Below are 23,103 nucleotides of genomic sequence, written 5' to 3'. Positions count from 1 at the left end.
TCGTGGAAGCAACGAGGTCCATTTAAAATGAGTGTTTTTTTTGATTTAAAAACCACTAGCGTGTACAAGAGGTTGCAGAAAAGAAGCCGAGTTGAACGATAAAATCGTCCAACTCGGCTTTTTTATTTGATGCATAACTCATAAAAAGTTGCAGTTCTTCAGTGATCCCGCAGCTGTTCGCCATCTTTTTTGATAGTGATTCCTTCTATAAGAACAACACAACAAAAAGTTGAAGATAAATCTGCACCATGAGATAAAAGGCAATGGCGTATTTATAGTTAAATAGCAGACCGTTCTTGATGATGCTGAGCCGGTTAACAGAACTTAGAATGATCGATGGCAAAATCAGCGGGGACAGCATGATCGAAATTACGCTCCCTGATGTAATGCCAAGGACAACTATCTCAGGTGGGTAAGGCAATTCGACCCCTTGTAAAATACCTGACACCAGCACGATGACCGTCAATGGACCAAGTCCGATAAACCCCAGAATAATTACGACAAAAGGAAGAACCCATAGGAAGTTCAAGAACGGAACGGCATCTGTGATGTAAAAAAGTCCGTCAATAATATATTCACCATATCCCGACTGATTAACTGCGTCGATTAAAAATCCAGCTGCTAATAGAATCGAGAATTGCTGGGCTTTGTTAGGAATGCTTTTCGCACCATACGTTTTCCCATTCTCCACAATCGCACTGCTTCTCCCCCGAATGATGAAGTAAAGGATGACCCAGGCTACGATCACGATGGGGATGATAAGCAATAGCTGAACGTCCCAAATCGCATTGAGAATGAAAATGGAACCGAATAACGTTATAAATAAAAATCCGAATTCGAGCGCATCTCGATTTCCATGTGTCCCTTGCTGTTTTTTCTCTGTAATTTCAGCTAGTTGTTCGTGGATGCCTGCGGTAAGATCCACTCCATAATGCCGTTCCTGAAAATATGAGAAGAGAACAGACAGAAGGATACCGGCGATAGAGATGAAAAAGCCTTGCAAAATGGATAAACCTAACGATGCACCAAGCGCGTGCACGGCAAAAATAAAACTCGGTATGCTGACTACCCACATCGTTGTTAAAGCGAAGGCACGAAGTAAAGCTGTCCCTTTATAATTCTCCCATGCTTCACCTTTTTGGTTGTTTAAAAAATCGTTAATCATCCCATATACCATAGGGATGGAACCAAATAACAGGAAGTAGGAGATGATTTGTGTAATGACCATCATTCCGAAATAAAACTTGCGACTTGTGTTGAGCAAGTTTTGGGCGAAATTAATAACGGATTCAATGTACGGCTTTTCTTCTAATACCCAGCTGATTGTAGGTACGATAAGTAAGAGGGCGATCAGTCCACTCATCACTGTGAAGCCCGATACGCTTGCTTCTATGAGAGAAGTACCTGCAGAAATGTGAACAATCAGGGCGATTACAAAGAGTAAAAGCGAAATCCATGCCTGTTTCATAGATAAAAAGAAATACCCGATGGCAAAGGATGCCAGACCGAATAGGGACAGGGTCGTCGAAAGCTTTTCTTCTCCTGCGAAAGCACCGATGAAATGCATAATCACATATAGACTGATAAATAAGGTATACCCTCGTTTGGTTATTTGTTTCATTAATGATGCTCCAATCTTGCTTCAATGTGTTGACTTTACACATCGTATCACAGGGAGCATAAATAATCTCAAATCGTGCCCATGAATATTGTTAACGGTATTTGAACTATCTGTCGGCGATCACGTGAATTCGGCGGATAAGCAGAAGGAAGACGGCATATCCAAAAAATGAATAGAGGTGCTTCCAATCTGGGCTGAATGCGACCCATCCAGCCTGCTCCGAAACCGGCTCCAGCAGCATCGCCAGCAAACTGGTAAGAAGTATGAAGCTGAATCGATTCATCCCCTGCAACGACTTCATTATCCATAAAGCTATGAAAGTGAATAAAGGGATTACGATGAGTGTAAGACGAATGTCAATTAGAAACACAGTAGGAAAGGGACGGGTCAGAAAGATATAGTGATTCTGTGCGGTGAACCATAATTCGATATACGTGGTCATTAGTGAAGCTGCCACCATTGTGAAGAGATAGGGCAAATAGGATGATTTACTGTTGGCGTTGAAATAAGACATTTTTGGTGAAGACAGTCCATTCGAGTTTTTCGATGGTTTCACAATAGTCATGTTTAATCTCTCCATTAATATTTTCGGTGATCGGCTCTAAATAATCGATAGCGGACCAACTCGTAAACCAGTCCCCCGCTTCAGCTTTCGCGTGGTTACTATTTTTCCAAGCATATTCAAGCCTTGGACTGTAAATGTGTTGTGAGCCTTTTTGCAGCATGCAATTTTTTGTTTGGGGGATATACAATTGTCCTGGTAATGTTTCTTTTACATTATTAAAGATGTGTGGCCAGTAATCTTTACGGGATCCTGTATGAGGAGTGGCCACAGCCCAGTTCATTATACGTTTCAGGCGATTTGGATCGGAAAATAGTATAGCGTATAGCTGCTTCCCCAATCCGATTCGTCTTGGCAGGGAAGAGAATTGGTTCAAGGTGCGCCCGACCAGTGAGTTTATTGCATTGGGTTTCTGGTGGTAGGGGAAGATGATGTGGCTCATGTTCAGCAGGTCCTGTAACTTGAACATTATTGTATTAAGGACCGTATTTTGGTACTCGGGGTGCTGGATGACCCGTTTTTCCAAGTAACTCTGTTCATTGATGATCATCGCAAGCGCTAGGGTGGTTCGGTTTTCATTTTTCCAAAACTCTGGCCAAACCACTTCCATGAATGTTGATACGTTTAGATGCGGAAGAAGGCTGAAGTGTGGCTGCTGCCTTGTCAAACTCTCTTCATAGAGGAGGAACTGTGGGTAAATATCCTGGAAAATCAGCCAGTTTCCTCGTTCTAAAAATGAAAAGAACTGCATTTGTTCTTTTTCAGTTAATAGCTTTGCTAGAAATTCCCCTTTCAAATCAGTCATATTCCAGCCGCCATTCCGTGATACCATGTGTCCAAGAAATGCCCATTCGATTTCTGGATGCCGTAAATAGAAGTCTAAATAAGCCTTAGTGCGGGTCACATTATTAATATTAAGCTTCTTTGTTTTGTCACGAATCGAAGCAATCAGCTGCTGGTCCTTTGAAGGTAGTGGATCAGCAGTTTGAACATCCGTTGTTTTGTATTTCTTTTGCAGCTGTTTTTTTAATTTTTCCAAGGTATGAAGTGTTTCTCTAGCCTTCAGCAGAAGTGATCACTCCTCTCAGGGAATGTCTGTTTTCACCTGTGAATAAGTATAGGTAGTACGTTTTCCAGGAGGGGTGGGTAGTATGAATCGATTTGTGGCATCTGAAATGGAACGCCTTACAAATATTTTGAAAAAGGATCAATCTCCTGATGGATCCTGGGATTATTCGTTTGAAACTGGGGTTTCGACCGATGCCTATATGATCATTTTATTACGTTCATTGGAGATTCATGAGGAGAAGTTGGTTCAGGCACTGGTTGAAAGAATCATCAGCAAACAGGAGAAAAACGGGGCGTGGAAAGTTTTTTATGATGAAGATCAAGGGAATTTATCGGCTACGATCGAAGCTTATTACGGTCTCTTATACTCGGGCTTTGTCCACAGTGATGCCCCCAACATGTTAAAAGCAAAACAATTCATCCTTAAACAAGGAGGGTTGAACAAGGCTGGAATGTTTACCAAGATCATGCTCGCATTAACCGGGCAAGAGGCTTGGCCGAATTTTTTTCCGATTCCACTAGAAGCAATTTTACTTCCGGTTTATTCCCCACTCAATATTTATGATATTTCGGTGTTTGGCAGAGCCAACATTGTACCGATTATGCTGCTGGCTCATAAAAAATACCGATTAACGACCTCCCAAACCCCTGATTTGTCTCATCTTTATGCGCAACGTGATCTGTCTGGTCATGAGCTCTATTGGGAACAGATGCGTACAATCGAATGGCGAAATTACTTATCTTCGTTAACTAATTCACTCCAATCCAAATTTCATACACTCAGCCACCTCGAGGAAATCGCTGCAGAACAAGCAAAACAGTATATGCTGAAGCGCGTCGAACCGGATGGTACCCTCCTTAATTATTTCAGTGCTACTTTCTTGATGATTTATGCCCTTTTATCACTGGGTTTTTCTAAAAAAGACAAGCGAATCACAAATGCTGTCAATGGTTTGAAGTCGATGGCGACTTTCATAGACGGCAAAATCCATATGCAGTACACAACCGCAGACGTATGGAACACTTCCCTGATCAGTTATGCACTTCAAGAAGCAGGTATCACCGAGAATGCTGAGGTCATTCAAAAGGCAAATCGTTATTTATTTTCCAGGCAGCAGTATAAGTATGGGGATTGGGTCGTCCACAACACCTACACGAGGCCTGGAGGGTGGGGATTTTCCAATCTGAATACAATACATCCTGACGTTGATGACACTACGGCAAGTTTACGGGCAGTTAGGAGGAATATCGCTTCGCAACCGGATTTACATCAAGTCTGGGAGCGAGGTACCCAGTGGGGAATAGCGATGCAGAACAATGACGGCGGCTGGCCATCCTTTGAGAGAAATGTTGATAAGAATATCTTAAACCTGCTGCCCGTCCAAGGGGCGAAATTCTTACTGCTTGACCCGTCAACTGCTGATTTAACAGGTAGGACACTTGAATTCTTGGGGAATTTTACGAACTTAAATCAAAGTCATTCCGTGATAAAAAGAGGGGTTGACTGGCTGAGGAAGGATCAAAAACAAAATGGCTCATGGTATGGGCGCTGGGGGATCTGCTATATTTATGGGACATGGGCTGCCGTAACAGGTTTAATGGCATGCGGGTCTAATAGGGAAACACCGATGGTCCGCAAAGCTGTCCAGTGGCTTAAGGAAATTCAAAACGAAGATGGTGGGTGGGGAGAATCTTGTAAAAGTGATACAAAGAAGAGCTATGTGCCATTAAATTCTAGTACCCTGACTCATACCGCATGGGCCGTAGATGCTCTCATTGCAGCTTCACCGACAACTACTACGGCAATCGAAAATGGAATCCAATTTCTAATCGAAGAAGGAAATAACCGTGACTGGACCAGCGACTATCCGAAAGGGCAGGGGATGGGAGGAGCATTTTATATTCACTATCACAGCTATCGTTATATTTGGCCGCTTCTCACATTAAGTCATTACAAGCAGAAGTTTTTAAGCAATGTTATATAATATGGGTGGTTGTATATGGGAAGACCTTTATTCTTATGATTTGGCAGCAATCAATAAGAAAAAGGTTTTCCTTATTTTTTTATCTACACAAAGTATTTTCACGCTCTTAGAATAAATAAGTCATTGGTGAGGATTCTATTTAACTAATTCATGAATGGATGCAGGAAATTTAAGGAGCTTATAAAGTTGGATGAAAATACATTCTATCGATCCCTTACTTGAAAATGATTATCAATATCATTATGATAAAAGTAACAACTTAAAAGGGAGCGGGAACATATGCATGACGTGATAATTATAGGCGGAGGGCCAGCAGGTCTTTTCTCAGCCTTTTACAGTGGGTTACGAAAAATGAAAACAAAAATCATTGAGAATCATCCCTTTCTTGGTGGAAAAGTGCATGTATATCCTGAAAAAATTGTGTGGGATGTGGGTGGTTTGCCGCCGCTTCCTGGTCAGCAGTTAATAGATCAGCTGATCGAGCAAGGAACGACGTTCGAACCGGATCTTGTTCTTGGTGAGAAAGTATCGTCGATCGAAAAAGTGGACGGAGAGTTCAGACTGCAAACGGATTCTGGTCAAGAGCATTGGTCAAAAGCGGTCATCGTTGCTGTTGGGGGCGGAATCATTGAACCGGTTAGGCTTAAAATACAAGGTGCTGAGAAGTTCGAAGTCAGCAACCTGCATTATACCGTCCCCTCCTTTCAGCGGTTTGTTGGAAAGCGAGTCTTAATTTCTGGGGGGAGCCATTCTGCGGTGGACTGGGCGAATGAGCTTGCCCCGCTTGCCGCACACGTGGACTTAGTGTATCGCAAGGAAGAATTGAAGGGGCATGAAGCGAGTATTGAACTGTTGATCGAACAAGGTGTGGACCTTCATGAGCAGTCTTCCATCCAATCCTTAACAGCAGACAAGGGTGGAGAAATGATTGAGGAAGTGGTGCTAGAACATCCCCGCGACGGAATCAAACAGGTGAAAGTGGATGAAGTGATTATCAGCCATGGGTTTAACCGTGACGCTTCTTTATTGAATGAAAGTCCCATAGACTTAGAGCGTGTAGATAATTTCTTTATTAAGGGAAATGTGCAAAGTGCTTCTTCAGTTCCTGGTCTTTATGCAGCAGGGGATATTCTCCATCACGAAGGAAAGCTTCATTTAATTGCAGGTGCATTCCAAGATGCAGCGAATGCTGTTAACCAGGCTAAGCAGTTCATTGATCCGGATGCAACGGCAAGCGCTATGGTCTCTTCCCATAATGAACGTATGGATGAATACAATAAAAAGCTGAAAGAAAAGCGAATGGCAAAGATTTAAAAGCAATGTGCAGGTGCCAATCTTAGTCAAATTGGTTAAAACACCGTCCGACTAATCTAAAATACCTTTTCCATAGAAAAAGACTACCACTTTCTTTAAAGGGTAGTCTTTTGGTGTGTTGTTCGAATTTATGACAGACATATGCAGGATAAAGAAAAAGCGATTTCACTTATTTCCTTGCAAAAACCCTTCAACGATCTCATTAAACTTATCACTATGCTCCCAAAACATGAGGTGACCGCCCAGGGTCTTCACTGCGGCGTTTGGAGTCAGCTTGCTTAGGTAGGGGACTGCAGTTTCTGCCCAATGTTCAGCAACTATGAACATAGTCGGTATGGATTCGCTGCCTTTAGCTGCCTCTTCACGATAATCTGAGAATAATCCTGCTGAAAATAAGTTGGCAGCTATATAGTACGGTGTTTTCAGTGATTGCTCCACAATCCATGCCAATTCCTCTTCTTTCAGTTCACGCTGGACCATGACTCCAGTCGCATAAGCCGAAATGAATTCCCGTTGTCCCTGTGGATGATGAAGGTAGTTCGTATAGGCTGCAGCCATGTCATCGAGTGGTCCTTCTACCCAATCCTGACCCTGTTGAAGGGATAAAGATTTTGGAGGCATATCAATTAATACAAGGGACTTGATATCATCTGTTCCAAATTGGCGAATGTATTCCCAAACAGTTAAACACCCAAAAGACCAGCCGATGAGCGTAGCATTTTTGATTTTTAATGCCTTCAGAACCTTTTGTAAATCGGTCCCGTGTGTGACATAGTCATTTCCTTGGACCGTTATGGTAGATCGGCCATGGCTTCTGGGATCCATCACAATCGTACGGTGAGTTTTTGAAAAATGACGGACTTGCTCGGAAAAGACTTCTGTCGTAAACGTAAAACCTGGGATCAATACAATCGGATCTCCAGTGCCGATATCTTGAACAAATAATTCAATGCCTGGTTCTACCTCAATATAAGCTGCATTCTTTTTCATAGCTTACCTCCTGATTTTGTAACATTACTTCTAAATCTTATTCATAACTGCTACATTCCATTTCTTAAATAATGGAAAAAGGTTTACCATCATTTTCAATAGGGAGTACGGTCATATATTTTATTGGGAAATTTCCCCTTAGAGAATTGATAGAAAAGTCCCTTGTATAGTATTGACATTGAGAATCATTTGCAATAATATAGTGACAGATGAAAATGATTCTCAATATCAAACGGGAGGGATACATATGCTGAGTACCCGATTACATAAAAAATGGGCACTTCTAATATTTGTTTTATTTATGGCAACACTTCTTTCAGCTTGCGGATCTGAAGGAGCTTCTTCAGAAGGTGATTCGGCAGAGGGAGGAAATGATTCTTCCAATGAAGATTCGGATACAAGGGAAATTGAACATGCAATGGGAACGACAACGATCGAGGGAACTCCAGAAAAAGTGGTGACTCTTTATCAAGGAGCAACGGATACAGCGACTGCATTTGATGTGGACCCTGTAGGAATCGTTGAATCATGGGTAGAGAAGCCGATTTATAAGTACCTTCGTGATGACCTTGAAGGAACTAAGTTGGTAGGGGAAGAAACTCAACCGAATCTGGAAGAAATTGCAGCGCTTGAACCTGATGTCATTTTTGCATCAAAACTTCGTCATGAAGAAATTTATGAAAAACTAAAAAAAATAGCTCCTACTGTTGCTATTGATCAAGTCTATGAATTTAAAGAAACGGTAAATTTAATGGGCGAAACATTGAATAAAGCAGATAAAGCAGATGAAATCCTGAACGATTGGGATAAGCGTATCGAAGACTTTAATACAAAAGCTTCCGAGAAACTAGGCGATGAATGGCCGCTTAACGTTTCCGTGCTTAATTTCCGCAGTGACCATGCGCGTATCTATTTTGATAGTTTTGCTGGATCCATTCTTAGAGAGGCAGGATTCACTAGACCAGAAAACCAACAATCGGATGAGTGGGGTATGAAATTAACGGATAAAGAAAGCATCACTGAGATGAATGCTGATGTCTTTTATATTTTCATGAGTGACGATCCAGCTATTAAAAATAATTTTGAGGGATGGACGAATCATCCACTATGGAAGAACCTGGACGCCGTGAAAAATGATGAGGTACACACGGTGGATGAAGTTACATGGAACATGGCCGGTGGTATTCGAGCAGCTAACTTAATGCTTGATGACTTGTATGACCGGTTTGAATTAGAGAAATAAATCACAAAGATAGGAGGGGGCCCTCCTATCTTTGTTTCTTTGGGGAGAAACATAATGAGCAAATTTATGAACAATCGACATATAAGATGGACGACCTTACTGGTCCTTTTGCTTCTATTTATAGCAGCTTCTTTTTTCAGCATAGCTGTAGGAAAGACCTCTATATCTCTCTCTGAGGTTTGGGACGCCTTCTTTCATTATGATCCTTCCAGTACGAATCAGGTCATTATTCGTACTTCGCGCTTAACTCGAACAGTAATCGCTATTACCATTGGTGCAAGTTTGTCTATTGCGGGGGCTCTAATGCAAGCATTGACGCGAAACCCTTTAGCAGCACCTGACATATTCGGAGTCAATGCAGGTGCCCTCTTCTTCATTGTAGCTTCAGCGACATTCTTTTCTGTAGAATCTTTAAGCGGTTACATGTGGATTGGTTTCATTGGAGCGGGAGTGGCAGGAACAATCGTATATCTGCTAGGTTCAATGGGGGAGGATGGATTGTCCCCTATACGCATTGTCCTGGCAGGTGCTGCAATCAGTGCACTTTTCGTTTCATTCACTCAAGGGATGCTTGTTTTGGATGAACAACGTATGCAAAGCGTGTTATTTTGGCTGGCAGGATCTGTAGCAGGTCGAGAATTAGATCTCCTTTTACCTGTTCTTCCATTTATCTCAGGAGCAATTATCCTCTCGTTATTGATTGGAAAGCCTTTGAACATCCTTATGTCCGGTGATGATGTTGCTAAGAACCTTGGTCAAAACACCGGTTTGGTGAAACTGGTAATCGGAATCAATATAGTGTTTTTGGCTGGAGGATCCGTGGCTGTCGCAGGTTCAGTAGGTTTCATCGGCCTGGTCGTTCCTCACATCGTCAAAGGCATCACCGGACCGAATTACCAATGGATTCTACCGATAAGCGGGTTATTCGGAGCTATTCTGTTATTGTTTGCTGATATAGTAGCACGACTTGTCATTGCACCTCAAGAAATGCCGATAGGGGTAATGACAGCACTTTTCGGAACTCCATTTTTCATTTATATCGCTAGAAAAGGGGTGAAGAAAAATGGGTGAGTTCTACACGATAAGAAATAAAGATGATAAATTTTCGATGCAATTCCATAAACGATCGTTGTTTATTTTGATTTCCTTAATACTTGTGACCTGTGCTGTTTTTATCATCAGCCTTTCGTCTGGGAGCAGTTATATTCCAGTCGGTGAGGTAATCAAGGAAATCCTCGGTGTGAGTGATCACGCTTTCATTCTTAATGAACTCCGGATGCCCCGAGTAGTCATGGGCTTTCTCGTAGGGGGCGGTCTTGGAGTTTCTGGATTGATCTTACAAGGAATTATTCGTAATCCTTTAGGTTCTCCGGACATTGTAGGAGTTACAGGCGGGGCTTCCGTAGGTGCGGTTATTTTTATCGTATTTTTCCTGGGTGAATGGAGTGTCACTTGGCTTCCTCTTGCGTCTATCATTGGGGCGGCAGTTACAACAGTCATCATCTATCTTTTATCTTGGAAAAATGGTGTGACACCAATAAGATTGATTCTTATAGGAATTGGGATATCTGCACTCACCAATGCTATCGTGACAATGTTCATGGTATCGAGCGAATCTGCAATTGCTTCTAAAGTATATCTATGGTTAACCGGTAGCTTATATGGAGCAAATTGGCAGGAAGTGACGATTCTTCTTCCTATCATCCTTATCTTTATTTTTCTTTCGCTCTTCTTTACAGGGATTGTGGATGTTAAGCAGTTAGGTGATGACGTAGCAATCGGGATGGGCGTCAGGGTACAGTTTTTCCGCTTTCTACTACTTGCTTTAAGTGTTGCATTAGCCGGCGCAGCTGTTTCTTTTGCAGGCGGCATCGCTTTTGTTGGATTGATCGCTCCCCATATCGCCCGGCTGATCCTGCATAACTCGTTTGCTAATTTGGTAGTCGGGTCGGCTCTGATAGGCTCATTAATTGTGATGGGCGCTGATATCATAGCTCGTACCGCCTTTTTGCCATCTGATATTCCTGCTGGCGTATTTACTGCTGGAATCGGTGCACCATTTTTCATTTATCTACTATACCGGAACCGAAGGGCGATGAGTGAATGATCCCTGTCCAAGCATTAAAGGAAGAACATCTATGTATTGAATTTTTAAGCCATCAACAACAACGGATATCTGCTCCTAACTTGAAAATCACTGCATCAATGATGATGAAGAAGTATGCTCAAGTTATTCCTGCTCAAGTATTGGACTCGATGCTTTGGGAAGAGAAAGCTAAAATCATTCCTCTTTCCTCCTCCGCTATCAGTAATGAATTGGATATTGAGGTAGACACTTTACAGATCGAATATACTGATTCACGCTTGGAAGCTTGGGAGGCACTCTTTGCTCGTCATATTGTGCCAATAATGAGGGCATTTCACAAAGTAACAAACCTCCCTCTTTTCATTTTATGGGAAAATGTAGCAGTTAGGATCAACTCATACTTTAGAAAAGCAGTGGAACGATTTCCAGAGTATGAACTAAGAGTCAACCGCCTTGCTGAAGAATTACTTCAATTAGATGGACGCTATTTCAACAATACCGAGCATCCAATGAGTAGGTTCCTTACTGCTCCTGGTTGTCTCAGTGAGCAGAAAATACGGAGTACGTGCTGTTATTTTCATAAGTTGGAAAAAAAGAAAGAATCACTCACCCATTGTCTTGTGTGCCCGCTTAATAATTCGAATGAAAAGTGACTTATTCTTTTTATAGTCAGTCATGGATATTCTCCATCCAGGAGGAAATCATGATAAAATACTTTACTAGAAGAGAATAGCGGTGGAACATCGAAGGGAAGTTATAAATAAATTGTTATGAACCATGGTGAAGAGCGGACAAGTGAGGTTTCCCACTGACGATTTGAAAAAGGATATGGATGTAAAAATTCTGAACAGAAATTGGTGAATGTATGGATATCAGACACCTGAAGTATTTTATAGAAGTGACAAGGTTCAACAGCTTTACTCGAGCAGCTGATCATTTATTTGTAACCCAGCCTACGATCAGCAAAATGATCAAAAATTTAGAAGGTGAGCTTGGTGTAGAATTGTTCGACAGATCTAGGAAAAAGCTTGTTTTGACAGACGCTGGCCGTGCCATTTTAGAACAAGCCCAAACCATTGACCGGGCATTCAGTAACCTGCAGACAGAGATTGATAATTTGGTCGGCCTGCAAAAGGGGCATATCCGGATCGGACTTCCTCCCATCATGGATGCTGACCATTTCATTCGGATTTTAGGCGACTTCCATCAACTATATGCCGGAATTACATTTCAATTGATGGAGAATGGCACTAGGAAAATTGAAGAAGATATCCTCGCAGATAACCTGGATGTTGGGATAGCTGTTTTACCAACAGAAGGGGAGGAATTCGATCATTTTTCTTTTATGAAAGAAGAATTGCGTGTAGTCGTTCCTTATACTCACAGGTTCGCCGATAGAAAGCAGATCCGATTGGAAGAACTGGAGGAGGAACAGTTTATCCTTTTCAATAAGGATTTCGCATTGAATGACCGAATCAGGGAGTCATGCAAAGAGGCAGGCTTTCTTCCGCAGGTAGTCTCGGAAAGTTCCCAATGGGATTTTATCGGAAAAATGATAGCTTCCGAACTGGGCATCTCCATCTTACCCTATAGTGTCTCAAATCTGCTCAAAGAAGACGTGAGAGCTATAAAAGTAGTGAAACCGACAATCGAATGGGATCTTGCAATTATCTGGAGGAAAAACCATTATTTATCCTATGCTACAAGGGAATGGTTAAAGTTTACCCAGGAGCGGCTGACGGAAAGCACCTCGAACTAGGAGGTGCTTTTTCTAATCTGAGGAATTATTAAATGCCATTCTGTGGGTATCTATGCTTTTACCACATGGATGAAAGCATTTCCATAGATATCATCTATGTTACAGATGATTAACATCCATTTCACTTATCGAAAACAGAGGCTTACACTTGGAATATCAAACGTTTGAGAGTAACAAGATCACAGAAAGGATTTTATTCTTATGACGCAAACGAAACATCCAAAAGAAAGCCTGATTGTAAACACTGACCAAGTAATGATTAATGATTTGAACAACTATAATACACTGTTCGGCGGGGTTTTGATGAAGAAGTTGGATAACAATGCAACCCTTTCAGCGAGACGTCATGCAAGGGTGAAAGAATGTGTCACAGCCTCCACCGATTCAATTGATTTTTTACATCCGATCCATCAGACCGATTCTGTATGTGTAGAATCTTTTGTTTCCTATACTGGCACCAAATCAATGGAAATTTTCTGTAAGGTCATTGCCGAAGATATGATCACTGGAGAACGACGAATGGCAGCAACTGCATTCCTCACCTTTGTAGCATTAGATGAAAGTAAAAAGCCGATTCAGGTTCCGGAAATCATTCCGGAAACAGAGGAAGAAAAATTTCTCTATGAATCCGGAAAAGAACGTGCTGAAACACGAAGAGTACGGAGAGAACACAGTAAAAAATTGACGGAAATCATCGTCTTGGAAAAACCTTGGGAAAAGGGAGTGGAAGTGTAATGACGTCCATGATAGCCGGATTGAATGAATTGTATGAAGCAAAAGAAGACCTGGAAACTTTGAAGCATAATTCTCCTGATCTCTGCGAACATCTGGTCCATGTAGTCAGTCTTACGAGGCAGTTACAGTTGAAATACGGTTATATGGGCTCGTTATTGATGGACGATGAACTGCCGGAATATGAACCGAAGTTTGTCAGAGGATCGATTCTCAACCTTTACCAAGAGGAAGTCCAGGGTCTGAAAAACCACTCTGAAATAGACAAACTAAAAGCGCTTATGAGAAAGCATGAAAAGGTCAGGGATTCAAAATTATTCCTACTGACGCTTGGAGCAAAGCCGGAGTTGCTGCAAGGCTCTACGATTATCAAATAATCCAGCATACTCTGCTACGAGGCTCTTTCGTATGAAAGAGAATAAGCTCAAACCTACCTTTGATTGTAGAAATTCTGCAAATATAAATGCTATCCTCCAGGGGCTTGAGTATGTTTCGCAGGTTCCCCTGAATTGTTTGATAAGATACCGATATCAATAGTCTGGTCCTGCTGTGATCATGTGTTATCACAGTGAGAGGACCAGGCTTTTTTTGAACCTGGGGAGTAATTCTTTAGTGAACAGTTGTGAATTTTATGAAAACTAAAGAAAAAATAGTAATAAGGTGGTAAAATGACTTATATATCACCTTATTTAAGTGAGGTGATCCGGATGTTTTGAAAGCGGTTTAGCAAATATAGAAGAGGCTGATGAAAAAGTGACAATGCAAGTGAAGGAAGCTTCAATTTTCGACCACCAGGGGAACAAGATTATCACTGAAGACCGTGAGATAGCGATTATTGCCAAAATGGAAGATCCTATGATTGCGGTGTTGGGAAATGTTATAAGTGATTCGGAATGTGAAGAACTTATCCGTGTTTCCAAAGATCGGATGAACCGATCAAAGATTGGATCGAAGCATGAAGTGAGCGATATTCGGACGAGCAGCAGCACATTCCTGCCAGAGGATGATATAACTGCCAGAATTGAAAAGCGGATGGCGCAAATTATGAACGTACCTGTAGAACATGGTGAAGGAATTCACATCTTGAATTATAAACAAGGTCAAGAATACAAAGCCCATTATGATTATTTCAGATCAAAGGCAAAAGCGACGAGAAACCCAAGAATCAGTACGCTTGTTCTTTATTTGAACGATGTAGAAGAAGGAGGCCAAACCTACTTTCCGCACATGAATCTTTCTGTCTCCCCACAAAAAGGCATGGCTGTGTATTTTGAATATTTTTATTCGGACCCTGCTGTGAATGAACGCACACTTCACGGTGGCTCACCAGTCACAGTCGGTGAGAAATGGGCAGCGACGATGTGGGTACGGAGGAAACAGTACCGTTAAGATGGAATAGCGAAGGCTAGGGTTAAACGATCACTAAATGGATCGAACACTCTTTTAGTCAGATAGAGTAAGAGATTTGAAATCATATGAAACACCTTCTATTCCGTCATGCTGGTGATAGTGGAGGTGTTTTTCTTATGATAAAATTCCTGTTTTTACATTGTCATACTGATTTCGATTTTTAACTGCCCCTTTAAATAATCTATTCATACCTCGATTATGAGTCTTTCGGAAACATTTGATAAGGTGCCTCAAACAAAGTTTTGGACTTTATCACTCTCAACTTATTTCCTCTCGCACCTCTTGCTTTCCTTTTCATCCCATAGTAATCTTGAAGTTCATTGAAGGGAGTGGAGAGACCATGAATAGAATGGTCATCTTAGCGGAAAAACCCTCTCAGGCAAAAGCTTATGCAGAGGCCTTTACGATACAGGAAAAAACAAAAACTTACATACAATTAAAACCTGATGATACCTTTCCGAATGGAGCGACAATTACGTGGGGAGTTGGTCATTTGGTTGAATTAAAAGAACCTCACGACTATAAACCAGAGTGGAAGAGATGGAAGCTCGACCAGTTGCCGATCGTTCCGGACCGTTTCCTTGAGAAAGTATCCAAGGGGAAGTGGGAACAGTTTCAAGCGGTCAAAAAGCTGCTACAGCAAGCGGATGTGCTTGTGAATGCGGCGGATGTCGACAGAGAGGGTTCGAATATTTTTTATAGCATCCTTCGCTTAACTGGTGTAAAAGGGAAGCCGATCCAACGATTGTGGATCAATTCGCTTGAGAAAGACGAAGTCCGTAAAGGATTTAAGAATTTACAAGATAACGACAGGGATTTGCGATTATTTGATGAGGCGAAGGCCCGTCAAATCAGTGATTGGATGGTAGGCATCAATGCCAGTCGCCTGTTTACTTTGCTCTTACAGAAGAAGGGTTTCTCAAGCCACTTGTCGATTGGACGTGTACAATCTCCGACGGTTTATTTGATCTATCAAAGGCACAAGGAGATTGAGAACTTTGTTTCCGAACCTTACTATCAAATCGAAGGTACATTTCAAGCTGAAACTGGTTCTTATAAAGGCATGGCTAAGATTAAGGAAAAGGATAAGGCGAAGGTCCAGGCACTTATGGACAAACATGGCCTCAAAGAGAAGGAAGACTTAACAGGGAATGTCCAAAATATAGACAAAAAGACAAAGTACCAGAAGTCGCCGAAGCTGCATTCTTTATCCACCCTGCAGAGTGTAGCGAACAGACGTTGGAAATATACGCCTTCGCAAGTACTCAAGACGATGCAAAAGCTTTATGAGAAGCGTCTCGTTTCCTATCCGAGAACGGACTGTAATTTTATAACAGAAAATGAGTTTGCTTATTTAGTGAAGAACTTGAATTCCTATCAGGACACGTTGAACGTTTCTTTCACAGCGTCGTCTTTAAAGCCGAAAAAAAGATATGTGGACAACAGCAAAGTTCAGGAACACTATGCGATTATACCGACAAAGTCTGTTCCTACCCAAAAGAAATTGAGTGGGCTAAGCCGTGAAGAACGCAATATTTATGATGAAGTTTTAGCAACGACACTGGCGATGTTCCACACAGACTATGTCTATGAAGAGACCACGATTTATACAAACGTACACGACCTGCCATTTAAAACTACGGGCAGAAGAGAATTGAAAAGAGGATGGAAAGAGCTTTTTCCAAAACATTCTCAATCAAAGCAGGAGAAAGATCCTTTACTCCCAAATGTTAAAAATGGTGAACAAGTAGGCGCGAACCTTCATATTAAAGAAAGTATGACGCAGCCGCCTAAGCCATATACAGAAGGTCAGTTGATCAATATGATGAAAACATGCGGGAAGCTCGTGGATGACGAAGAAGATGTGGAAATTTTAAAAGAAGTCGAAGGGCTGGGAACGGAAGCCACCCGCTCAAGCATAATTGAAACGATCAAAGCTCAAAAATACATTGAAGTGAAAAGAAACAACGTCTATGTCACAGATAAAGGCATCATGCTTTGTGAAGCTATTGAAGGAACACTGTTATCAAGCCCCTCCATGACCGCGAAATGGGAGTCGTATTTAAAGAAGATCGGGAGTGGTGAAGGATCGAAGCAAATGTTCATCAAACAGACAAGCCAGTTTATTGAAAAGTTAATGCAAGAAACCCCTGACGCTCTTCAACAGGTTCAAGTTCGAAGCACTGGAGGGAAAAAGAAGTGGAATGAACCGATCGCCAAATGTCCTGCCTGTTCAACTGGATCTATTGTAGATCGTTATAAATTCTATGCGTGTTCTGCTTATAAAGAAGGGTGTAAAGTGACCTTTCCAAAAAGATTAGCTGGGAAAACACTGACAAATAATATGATTAAAACGCTGTGTGAGAAGAAGCGGACGAAGGTGCTGAAAGGGTTCAAGGGAAAGAAACCGTTCAGTACTGCTTTGACACTGGACGAGGATTATAAGATTAAATTTGATTTTGGCAAGAAAGCCTTGGATAAGAGCTGACCGCTCTTCCATAAGCAGCAATTGAAATTTAATGAGTGACTGATCCTCAATCATGTTACTTATGTAGCATCGGGTGGGGATGAGGCACTTTTTTAATGGGCTGTACTCAGCTTCAGCGTATGTCCCTGGTGGCCTGAATTTAAACCTCCCTGTGTCACAAGAAGTTAAAATGAGGATAGGCTAAAGTTTGTCAGGACTAAGCATGATACATACACTTTTGCGAAGTTGGGTCTCTTTTTGCTGCAAATGTAAAGGCTGGAATTTACATCCTGTTGACTAGAAGGAAAGCGAGTGATGATGTTGGATAGAATTGGTGTTTTGACAAGTGGAGAAGATGCTCCAGGAATGAATGCCGCAATACGTGCAGTCGTAAGGTCCGGTCTATATGACGGAATAGAAATGGTTGGAATCAAGTATGGGTTTCAAGGAATTTTGAATGAAACAATGGAGAGAATGGATGCGGCATCCGTAGGCTCCATTATTCAACGAGGTGGAACGATCCTCCAGTCCTACAAGAATCAAGAAATTGTTACTGATGCTGGCCAGCAGAAAGCAATTGCTCACTTGAAGAAACATGGAATAGATGGCCTCGTGGTAATCGGGGGCAGAGAAGCTTTGAAAGTTGCAGTCTCGTTAGCCGAAAAAGACTTTCCATGCATCGGTATACCAGCTGCGATAGAAAATGATATTCCGTATGTGGACGAGGCTATCGGGTTTGATACAGCTATAAATACGATCATTGAGTATGTGGATCGTATTCGTGATACAGCTTCTTCGCATGAAAAAACCTCGATTATTGAAGTTATGGGGAAAGAGAATGGGAACCTGGCTCTATGGTCTGGTCTTGCTGGTGGAGCAGAAAATATCATTATTCCTGAGAAGAAAGAGGACATAGAGAAAATCGTAGAGCAAATCAAAAGCGGAACTTCCAGAGACAAAAAGTACAGCATTATTATCGTAGCAGAAGGCACGGTGAGTGGTATCGATCTCAACGCTAAACTGAAAACAGAGACGGGGTTAGAATCACGTGTCACCGTTTTGGGTCATACCCAGCGTGGGGGTGCTCCTACCGCGAGAGATCGAGTTTTGGCTAGTCGTTTAGGTGCTCACGCGATTGAACTGTTGTTAAATGATGAATCAGGAAAAGTAGTGAAGCTCAAAGATAACAAGTTGGTAAGTGATGATTTAGGTGAGATTTTCTCCCCTAAGTCTCACATCGATGAAAGTATGTATGACTTGTCCGGCAGATTGTCTAAATAAATTGAAAGAGAGTCTGCGCAGTTCTGGTTTTTTTCGTTATCGGTGCTCCATAATGCAAAAATTTTCAGTCTCGTGATTAGCTTGGTGAAAACAGTATAAATACAGTGAATGTCTGACTCCGTCCATTTTATTTCTTTGGTGTGGCGGGTGCCAGGCATTTTTTGAAGAAACATGATGAAGAGTCTTTCCTGTAATCGAAACATGTTACGATACCTTTAGGGAAATAGAGGAGGCATGGATGATGACGAGAAAACTTTACTATGAAGACGCTTATAATATGCAGTTCCAATCTAAAGTGATAAAAATAGATCAAGATGAGCGTGGCCATTATGTGGTGCTTGAAAAGACGGCGTTTTATCCGACTGGCGGCGGGCAGCCCCATGATAAAGGGACTTTGAATGGTATGGAAGTGATTGACGTCGAGGAAGTGGAAGGCGAAGTGCGTCATTATACAGATCGCTTACTAACCGGAGCAGGAAGTGTAGAAGGCATCATAGATCAAGGGAGACGGCTGGACCATATGCAGCAGCACTGTGGACAGCATATCATTTCAGCTGTTTTCCATGACAAGTTCGGAATTCCGACAACCAGCTTCCACTTAGGCACAGAGTCAGTGACAATCGATTTGGATACGGAATTTCTGGACGCAGACCTGTTGGAGAAGGCGGAAGAAGAGATCAACCGGATCATCCGTGACAACTACCCGGTTGAAACGAAATGGGTAGCTGTTGAAAAAGCATCAGAATATCCGCTTCGTAAACCGCTCGCTGTTGAGGGAGACGTTCGTCTCGTCATCATTCCAGACATTGATTATAGCGGATGCGGAGGCACACACCCGGACTTCACTGGTGAAGTCATGGCCGCCAAATTTCTAGGGTGGACAAGAAACAAAAAGCAAGTACGGTTGGAGTTTGTTTGTGGTTACCGGGTCCTGCGAAAGCTTGGACAGAAACATCAAGTACTAACTGAAATGAAGCGGATCGTCCCAAAACCGGAACAAAAGCTTGTGGAGGAAGTTGATGAACTGATCAAGATAAATAAGCAGAAAGATAAGAAAATCGCTGAACTTGAAGAACAACTCCTTGAATATGAGGCGCGTGATATCATTTCAGAGTCACAGGGGGATAAAGTGATTCAACGTGTTTTCAAAGACTATCCGATCAAAACCCTCCAATCTTTAGGTAAGGTCATAATCGAAGAAGCACCTGATGCTTACCTTATTTTCATCAGTGAACAGAATGATCAGCTGCAATTTGTACTAGCCCACGGCACGGATATCAATCGGAATATGAATGAGGTTGCCAAACAAATCCTGCCCCTTATCGAGGGAAAAGGCGGGGGGAAACCGAACTTTGTTCAAGGTGGGGGCAAAAAACTAATAGACGGGGAAGCTTTTGCTGAACGCGTCAAACATGTTTTATAAATAACTTTGCAGCTTATCCTACGAAAATGAAGTGAGTAAGGAATATAATGAAATTTTTTGGTTTAAAGTAGAATAGGGAGCTAATCAAACGGATGTAGCCAATCGCTTATCAAAATGGATTGTTCTGCTGATAGAACAAATGCGGCCATGAAAATTCAAAAGCTTTCGTTCAATCGTTGGTGATAAAGAACTCAGGGTTACTTTTTATTAGGTTGTTGGAGTGTTATGAGGCAATATTATTGGAGGTTTATTAAATGGATAATAACGATATATTGATAAGATTAAGGTATGCCCTTGATATAAAAGATCAGGATATGATTGAAATATTCAAGCTTGGCGGTGTTGACCTTTCGAAAGAAGAAGTCCAAAAGGTTCTCACAAAGTCAGAGGATAGTTATGACGATGAAGATGATGAAGTGTATGAAGATGAAGATCACATCAAATGTACGAACAGCATGCTGGAGTCCTTTTTGAATGGTCTGATTACGTTTGAACGAGGACCTCAGAAAACGAAAGATGGAGAACCGATGAAACCCGATCGGTCGATCAGGAACTACTCGAGCGTAAATAATGTCATGTTGAAAAAAGTGAAGATCGCTCTGAAATTAACGAGTGAGGATATCATCGATATTTTGAACGATGCAGGCATTACAATCACCAAAGGAGAGGTGAGCGGCTTGTTAAGGAAAGAAGGTCACAAGAATTACCGGCAGTTCGGTGATCAATACGCCAGAAACTTCTTAAAGGGATTGACGATAAAAAACAGAGGATAAAAAGGATTTAAAATATGTAATTTAAAAAGCCCTTAATAAAAATGAGAGTCCCATTTCTCGACAGAGACTAGGGGCTCTCATTTTTTTTGAAACCGAAGATGTATAGCTTACGTAAAGAATAGTAATTGATTCACTGAATTGTCATTTTATGTAAGGAGTGAGTGAGGTGCATTCATTTATTGAAGCCCCAACGAAACAATTATCCAAAGACAGTGTGAAAGTCTGGTTGATCAGTGAAACACTGTTGAACATACTTATGTTTATCATTCTTATAGGACTGTTCATCGCTGATGATTTTTTTGCATGGTACAAATGGATTGAATGGGTTTTGATTGGTTTGACCATTCTTTCTATTGTTGGAACGGTTTGGTCATTTTTTAAAGCCTCTTTGTTATACAATCATTGGCGTTATGACGTCAATGAAGAATTCCTGCAGTTGAAATCAGGAGCGCTTCATGAAGAACATCAATTGATTCCCATGACAAAAATTCAGTCTGTTTCTACTCACCAGGGTCCGCTTTTAAGAAAATACAAACTGTACACGATCAAAGTGAGTACCATCGGCTCTGTGCATGAGATCCCAGCCTTGCCAGAAGCCACTGCTCTGGAACTACGAAATCAAATCGCCACCTATGCCAAAGTTGAGGAGGTATAGCAATGAAGGAGAGTAAGCGGAACCACCCCTTGATGATGATTCAAGAATTCGGAAAGTTAATAAAAAACAGCTTGTTCTTTTTCATTTTTTATTTGTAATCAAAGCAGGTTCCGAGGCTTGGTTCTTTGTTTATGGCCGCTACGTAGTTATAGGATTATTTATAATGACATTGCTCTCGATTCCTATTAAATGGTTTGCGCGTACATATAAGTTAGAAGAGACCTCCATTCAAATGACCAGAAGTTTTTTTACCACAACAAAACAGACGATTCCTTATTCTAAAATTCAACATGTCAGAAGAAAAACAAACGTCTTCCATCGCTTATTCAGTGTGACATCTTTGACAGTAGAAACGAGCATCCAGGGAGAAGACAGCTCTATAAATTTTCCCGTTTTGGGAAATGAGGAAGCAGAAACAGTGGAAGCTAAAATTCAGATGAAAATAGACAAGGATGGTTCCTCGACTCCTGCCATTGCTGAAACACCTAAAGTATTGGAGGAAATGGAAGGAGAGAATTCGCGGACTGAGAAAGAGGTCTTGGAAAAAGAAGAAAATACGTTATCAGTTGAAAGGGTTGCTGAGGGGGAAGCGGAATCTGAAAACTTCTCGGTTAAAAAAGTCCATTTCACACCTGCAAAAAAGGAAATATTAAAGGCATCTCTTGCCTCGCTCAGTTTTCTAGCCGTAATACCGCTCGTCGGTTCTTTATTATCCAAGTCAGAGGAATTCCATTTCAAGAAACAGGTGGATGGATTGGTATCCTTTATCCTTGAGTCGCCATGGGTGACGGCGGTCACACTCGTCTTTCTCATTTTAATCGCTGGAGGAATAGGGATTGTCCGGACATTTGTGAAATATGGAAAATATGAGATTGCATCTGATGATGGGCAAATCTATATCACCAAAGGAGTAGTGGAAGAAAACTACTTTTCTATTAAGAAGGAGAGAGTTCAAGCCGTATTAATTGAGCAAACACTTGTGAAGCGAATGATGGGGTTAGCATCTGTTCGTTTAGTTTGTGCAGGAGGGAGTGGAGAGGATAGTGAGGTGAGCTCACTTTTTCCTTTCCTGCCTATTCGGCGTGTAAATTCCTTGATTGGGGAATTGCTCCCTGAGTATCATTTGACAGAACAGATGGAACCTTTACCAAAGAGGGCGCTCTGGATTCGCATCCTGAAGCCGAGCTGGTTATGGATCATTGCCACAATCATTCTTTATTTCTTGAAGCCTGAGCCTTTCAATATTGATTCGGCCTGGTGGCAGATTTCGCTTTTATTATCCTTGACAATCATGACTTCTCGTTTGATGGATTTTTTCCAATCTCGCTATCATATGAATGATCAATTCATGCAATTTAGATCAGGAGGCTTTACGACGAACCTATACCTTTCTAAACGGAATAAAATCATTGAAATGGAAGCTTCTCGAACGATTTTTCAAAAGGTGCTGGGGTTAGCTTCGGTGAACACGGTGAATCGCGCCAATCCTGTAAGGCAAACTACTATGGATGATGTTCCTTCAGAGTGGGTGACGGTGGCTTATCAGTGGTACATATCCAGGAATAAGGAAATCAATATCAGTAAATGAAGCAGAATGAGTTAGCATTCTATTGAGGAAAATATTTATAAAAAAACCTTCCGATTAATTTTTAACTTGCGTGTAATTATTATGTAATATTATTAAATAAATATAACACATGCGTGACTTTAGCCTATTTTTATATAAATTATGTT

20 protein-coding genes are annotated in these 23,103 nt (G+C 41.5%); 16 read left to right on the top strand and 4 right to left on the bottom strand.

Annotation, left to right across the window (positions count from 1 at the left end; translation table 11 throughout):
* Window positions 1–205: 205 nt before the first annotated feature.
* The 3 genes from HLI_RS08280 to HLI_RS08270 all read right to left on the bottom strand — a co-directional run bounded on the left by HLI_RS08280 (window position 206) and on the right by HLI_RS08270 (window position 3,222).
* Window positions 206–1,621 carry a hypothetical protein gene (locus tag HLI_RS08280; RefSeq protein WP_128524553.1) on the bottom strand — a complete coding sequence of 472 codons (1,416 nt, stop codon included), beginning with the start codon at window positions 1,619–1,621 and terminating at the stop codon, window positions 206–208.
* Window positions 1,622–1,727: 106 nt separating this feature from the next.
* On the bottom strand, window positions 1,728–2,063 hold the full coding sequence (locus HLI_RS08275) for a CBO0543 family protein (protein WP_128524552.1): 336 nt from the start codon (window positions 2,061–2,063) through the stop codon (window positions 1,728–1,730).
* 46 nt (window positions 2,064–2,109) lie between these two features.
* Window positions 2,110–3,222 carry a DUF2515 family protein gene (locus HLI_RS08270; RefSeq protein WP_241655957.1) on the bottom strand — a complete coding sequence of 371 codons (1,113 nt, stop codon included), beginning with the start codon at window positions 3,220–3,222 and terminating at the stop codon, window positions 2,110–2,112.
* Between the two features lie 112 nt (window positions 3,223–3,334).
* Between HLI_RS08270 and shc the strand changes: the two genes are divergently transcribed.
* The gene (shc, locus tag HLI_RS08265) at window positions 3,335–5,236 is read left to right on the top strand and encodes a squalene--hopene cyclase (protein WP_128524550.1); all 1,902 of its coding nucleotides are present in this window, start codon (window positions 3,335–3,337) and stop codon (window positions 5,234–5,236) included.
* Between the two features lie 279 nt (window positions 5,237–5,515).
* Window positions 5,516–6,550, top strand: a complete 1,035-nt coding sequence (locus HLI_RS08260) for an NAD(P)/FAD-dependent oxidoreductase (protein ID WP_128524549.1) — start codon at window positions 5,516–5,518, stop codon at window positions 6,548–6,550.
* Window positions 6,551–6,715: 165 nt separating this feature from the next.
* On the opposite strand, the gene HLI_RS08255 is transcribed toward HLI_RS08260, so the two are convergent.
* Window positions 6,716–7,540, bottom strand: coding sequence for an alpha/beta fold hydrolase (locus HLI_RS08255; RefSeq protein WP_128524548.1), 825 nt, complete (start codon window positions 7,538–7,540; stop codon window positions 6,716–6,718).
* Window positions 7,541–7,787: 247 nt separating this feature from the next.
* Between HLI_RS08255 and HLI_RS08250 the strand changes: the two genes are divergently transcribed.
* From HLI_RS08250 to HLI_RS08185, 14 genes are all read left to right on the top strand, one after another.
* On the top strand, window positions 7,788–8,783 hold the full coding sequence (locus HLI_RS08250; protein WP_128524547.1) for an ABC transporter substrate-binding protein: 996 nt from the start codon (window positions 7,788–7,790) through the stop codon (window positions 8,781–8,783).
* A 54-nt stretch (window positions 8,784–8,837) separates the two neighbouring features.
* A complete protein-coding gene (locus tag HLI_RS08245) occupies window positions 8,838–9,854 on the top strand; it encodes a FecCD family ABC transporter permease (protein ID WP_128524546.1) in 1,017 nt (338 codons plus the stop codon).
* Complete coding sequence (locus tag HLI_RS08240; RefSeq protein WP_128524545.1) at window positions 9,847–10,890, top strand: FecCD family ABC transporter permease; 1,044 nt, start codon at window positions 9,847–9,849, stop codon at window positions 10,888–10,890. The genes HLI_RS08245 and HLI_RS08240 overlap by 8 nt, the downstream gene beginning before the upstream one ends.
* Window positions 10,887–11,522 carry a hypothetical protein gene (locus HLI_RS08235; protein ID WP_128524544.1) on the top strand — a complete coding sequence of 212 codons (636 nt, stop codon included), beginning with the start codon at window positions 10,887–10,889 and terminating at the stop codon, window positions 11,520–11,522. The genes HLI_RS08240 and HLI_RS08235 overlap by 4 nt, the downstream gene beginning before the upstream one ends.
* A 212-nt stretch (window positions 11,523–11,734) precedes the next feature.
* Complete coding sequence (gene cidR / locus HLI_RS08230) at window positions 11,735–12,628, top strand: cidABC operon transcriptional activator CidR (RefSeq protein WP_128524543.1); 894 nt, start codon at window positions 11,735–11,737, stop codon at window positions 12,626–12,628.
* A gap of 201 nt (window positions 12,629–12,829) precedes the next feature.
* Window positions 12,830–13,363 carry an acyl-CoA thioesterase gene (locus HLI_RS08225; RefSeq protein ID WP_128524542.1) on the top strand — a complete coding sequence of 178 codons (534 nt, stop codon included), beginning with the start codon at window positions 12,830–12,832 and terminating at the stop codon, window positions 13,361–13,363.
* The gene (locus HLI_RS08220; RefSeq protein WP_128524541.1) at window positions 13,363–13,737 is read left to right on the top strand and encodes a hypothetical protein; all 375 of its coding nucleotides are present in this window, start codon (window positions 13,363–13,365) and stop codon (window positions 13,735–13,737) included. The genes HLI_RS08225 and HLI_RS08220 overlap by 1 nt, the downstream gene beginning before the upstream one ends.
* A gap of 382 nt (window positions 13,738–14,119) precedes the next feature.
* Window positions 14,120–14,749: a 2OG-Fe(II) oxygenase gene (locus HLI_RS08215; protein ID WP_128526844.1), complete on the top strand. Its 630-nt coding sequence runs from the start codon at window positions 14,120–14,122 to the stop codon at window positions 14,747–14,749.
* Window positions 14,750–15,110: 361 nt separating this feature from the next.
* Window positions 15,111–17,258 (top strand): type IA DNA topoisomerase, encoded by a 2,148-nt coding sequence (locus tag HLI_RS08210; protein ID WP_128524540.1) that lies wholly within the window; start codon window positions 15,111–15,113, stop codon window positions 17,256–17,258.
* Between the two features lie 300 nt (window positions 17,259–17,558).
* On the top strand, window positions 17,559–18,518 hold the full coding sequence (locus HLI_RS08205) for an ATP-dependent 6-phosphofructokinase (RefSeq protein WP_128526843.1): 960 nt from the start codon (window positions 17,559–17,561) through the stop codon (window positions 18,516–18,518).
* 241 nt (window positions 18,519–18,759) lie between these two features.
* Window positions 18,760–19,941, top strand: coding sequence for an alanyl-tRNA editing protein (locus tag HLI_RS08200; RefSeq protein ID WP_241655956.1), 1,182 nt, complete (start codon window positions 18,760–18,762; stop codon window positions 19,939–19,941).
* Between the two features lie 254 nt (window positions 19,942–20,195).
* Window positions 20,196–20,714 (top strand): YehS family protein, encoded by a 519-nt coding sequence (locus tag HLI_RS08195; protein WP_128524538.1) that lies wholly within the window; start codon window positions 20,196–20,198, stop codon window positions 20,712–20,714.
* 166 nt (window positions 20,715–20,880) lie between these two features.
* On the top strand, window positions 20,881–21,369 hold the full coding sequence (locus tag HLI_RS08190; protein ID WP_128524537.1) for a PH domain-containing protein: 489 nt from the start codon (window positions 20,881–20,883) through the stop codon (window positions 21,367–21,369).
* A 163-nt stretch (window positions 21,370–21,532) separates the two neighbouring features.
* Complete coding sequence (locus tag HLI_RS08185; protein WP_128524536.1) at window positions 21,533–22,957, top strand: PH domain-containing protein; 1,425 nt, start codon at window positions 21,533–21,535, stop codon at window positions 22,955–22,957.
* Window positions 22,958–23,103: the final 146 nt, after the last annotated feature.

The sequence above is a fragment of the Halobacillus litoralis genome, from assembly GCF_004101865.1.
GTDB lineage: Bacteria > Bacillota > Bacilli > Bacillales > Halobacillaceae > Halobacillus > Halobacillus litoralis_A.
The sequence above is the reverse complement of the archived record's forward strand: the minus strand, read 5'-3'. Positions and strand labels throughout refer to the sequence as shown.

Excerpts from the sequence above, each read along its gene's own strand:
- HLI_RS08280 (WP_128524553.1), bottom strand. The coding sequence starts at position 1,621 with ATGAAACAAATAACCAAACGAGGGTATACCTTATTTATCAGTCTATAT.
- HLI_RS08275 (WP_128524552.1), bottom strand. The coding sequence starts at position 2,063 with ATGACCACGTATATCGAATTATGGTTCACCGCACAGAATCACTATATC.
- shc (WP_128524550.1), top strand. The coding sequence starts at position 3,335 with ATGAATCGATTTGTGGCATCTGAAATGGAACGCCTTACAAATATTTTG.
- HLI_RS08260 (WP_128524549.1), top strand. The coding sequence starts at position 5,516 with ATGCATGACGTGATAATTATAGGCGGAGGGCCAGCAGGTCTTTTCTCA.
- HLI_RS08255 (WP_128524548.1), bottom strand. The coding sequence starts at position 7,540 with ATGAAAAAGAATGCAGCTTATATTGAGGTAGAACCAGGCATTGAATTA.
- HLI_RS08250 (WP_128524547.1), top strand. The coding sequence starts at position 7,788 with ATGCTGAGTACCCGATTACATAAAAAATGGGCACTTCTAATATTTGTT.
- HLI_RS08245 (WP_128524546.1), top strand. The coding sequence starts at position 8,838 with ATGAGCAAATTTATGAACAATCGACATATAAGATGGACGACCTTACTG.
- HLI_RS08240 (WP_128524545.1), top strand. The coding sequence starts at position 9,847 with ATGGGTGAGTTCTACACGATAAGAAATAAAGATGATAAATTTTCGATG.
- HLI_RS08235 (WP_128524544.1), top strand. The coding sequence starts at position 10,887 with ATGATCCCTGTCCAAGCATTAAAGGAAGAACATCTATGTATTGAATTT.
- cidR (WP_128524543.1), top strand. The coding sequence starts at position 11,735 with ATGGATATCAGACACCTGAAGTATTTTATAGAAGTGACAAGGTTCAAC.
- HLI_RS08225 (WP_128524542.1), top strand. The coding sequence starts at position 12,830 with ATGACGCAAACGAAACATCCAAAAGAAAGCCTGATTGTAAACACTGAC.
- HLI_RS08220 (WP_128524541.1), top strand. The coding sequence starts at position 13,363 with ATGACGTCCATGATAGCCGGATTGAATGAATTGTATGAAGCAAAAGAA.
- HLI_RS08215 (WP_128526844.1), top strand. The coding sequence starts at position 14,120 with ATGCAAGTGAAGGAAGCTTCAATTTTCGACCACCAGGGGAACAAGATT.
- HLI_RS08210 (WP_128524540.1), top strand. The coding sequence starts at position 15,111 with ATGAATAGAATGGTCATCTTAGCGGAAAAACCCTCTCAGGCAAAAGCT.
- HLI_RS08200 (WP_241655956.1), top strand. The coding sequence starts at position 18,760 with ATGACGAGAAAACTTTACTATGAAGACGCTTATAATATGCAGTTCCAA.
- HLI_RS08195 (WP_128524538.1), top strand. The coding sequence starts at position 20,196 with ATGGATAATAACGATATATTGATAAGATTAAGGTATGCCCTTGATATA.
- HLI_RS08185 (WP_128524536.1), top strand. The coding sequence starts at position 21,533 with ATGACATTGCTCTCGATTCCTATTAAATGGTTTGCGCGTACATATAAG.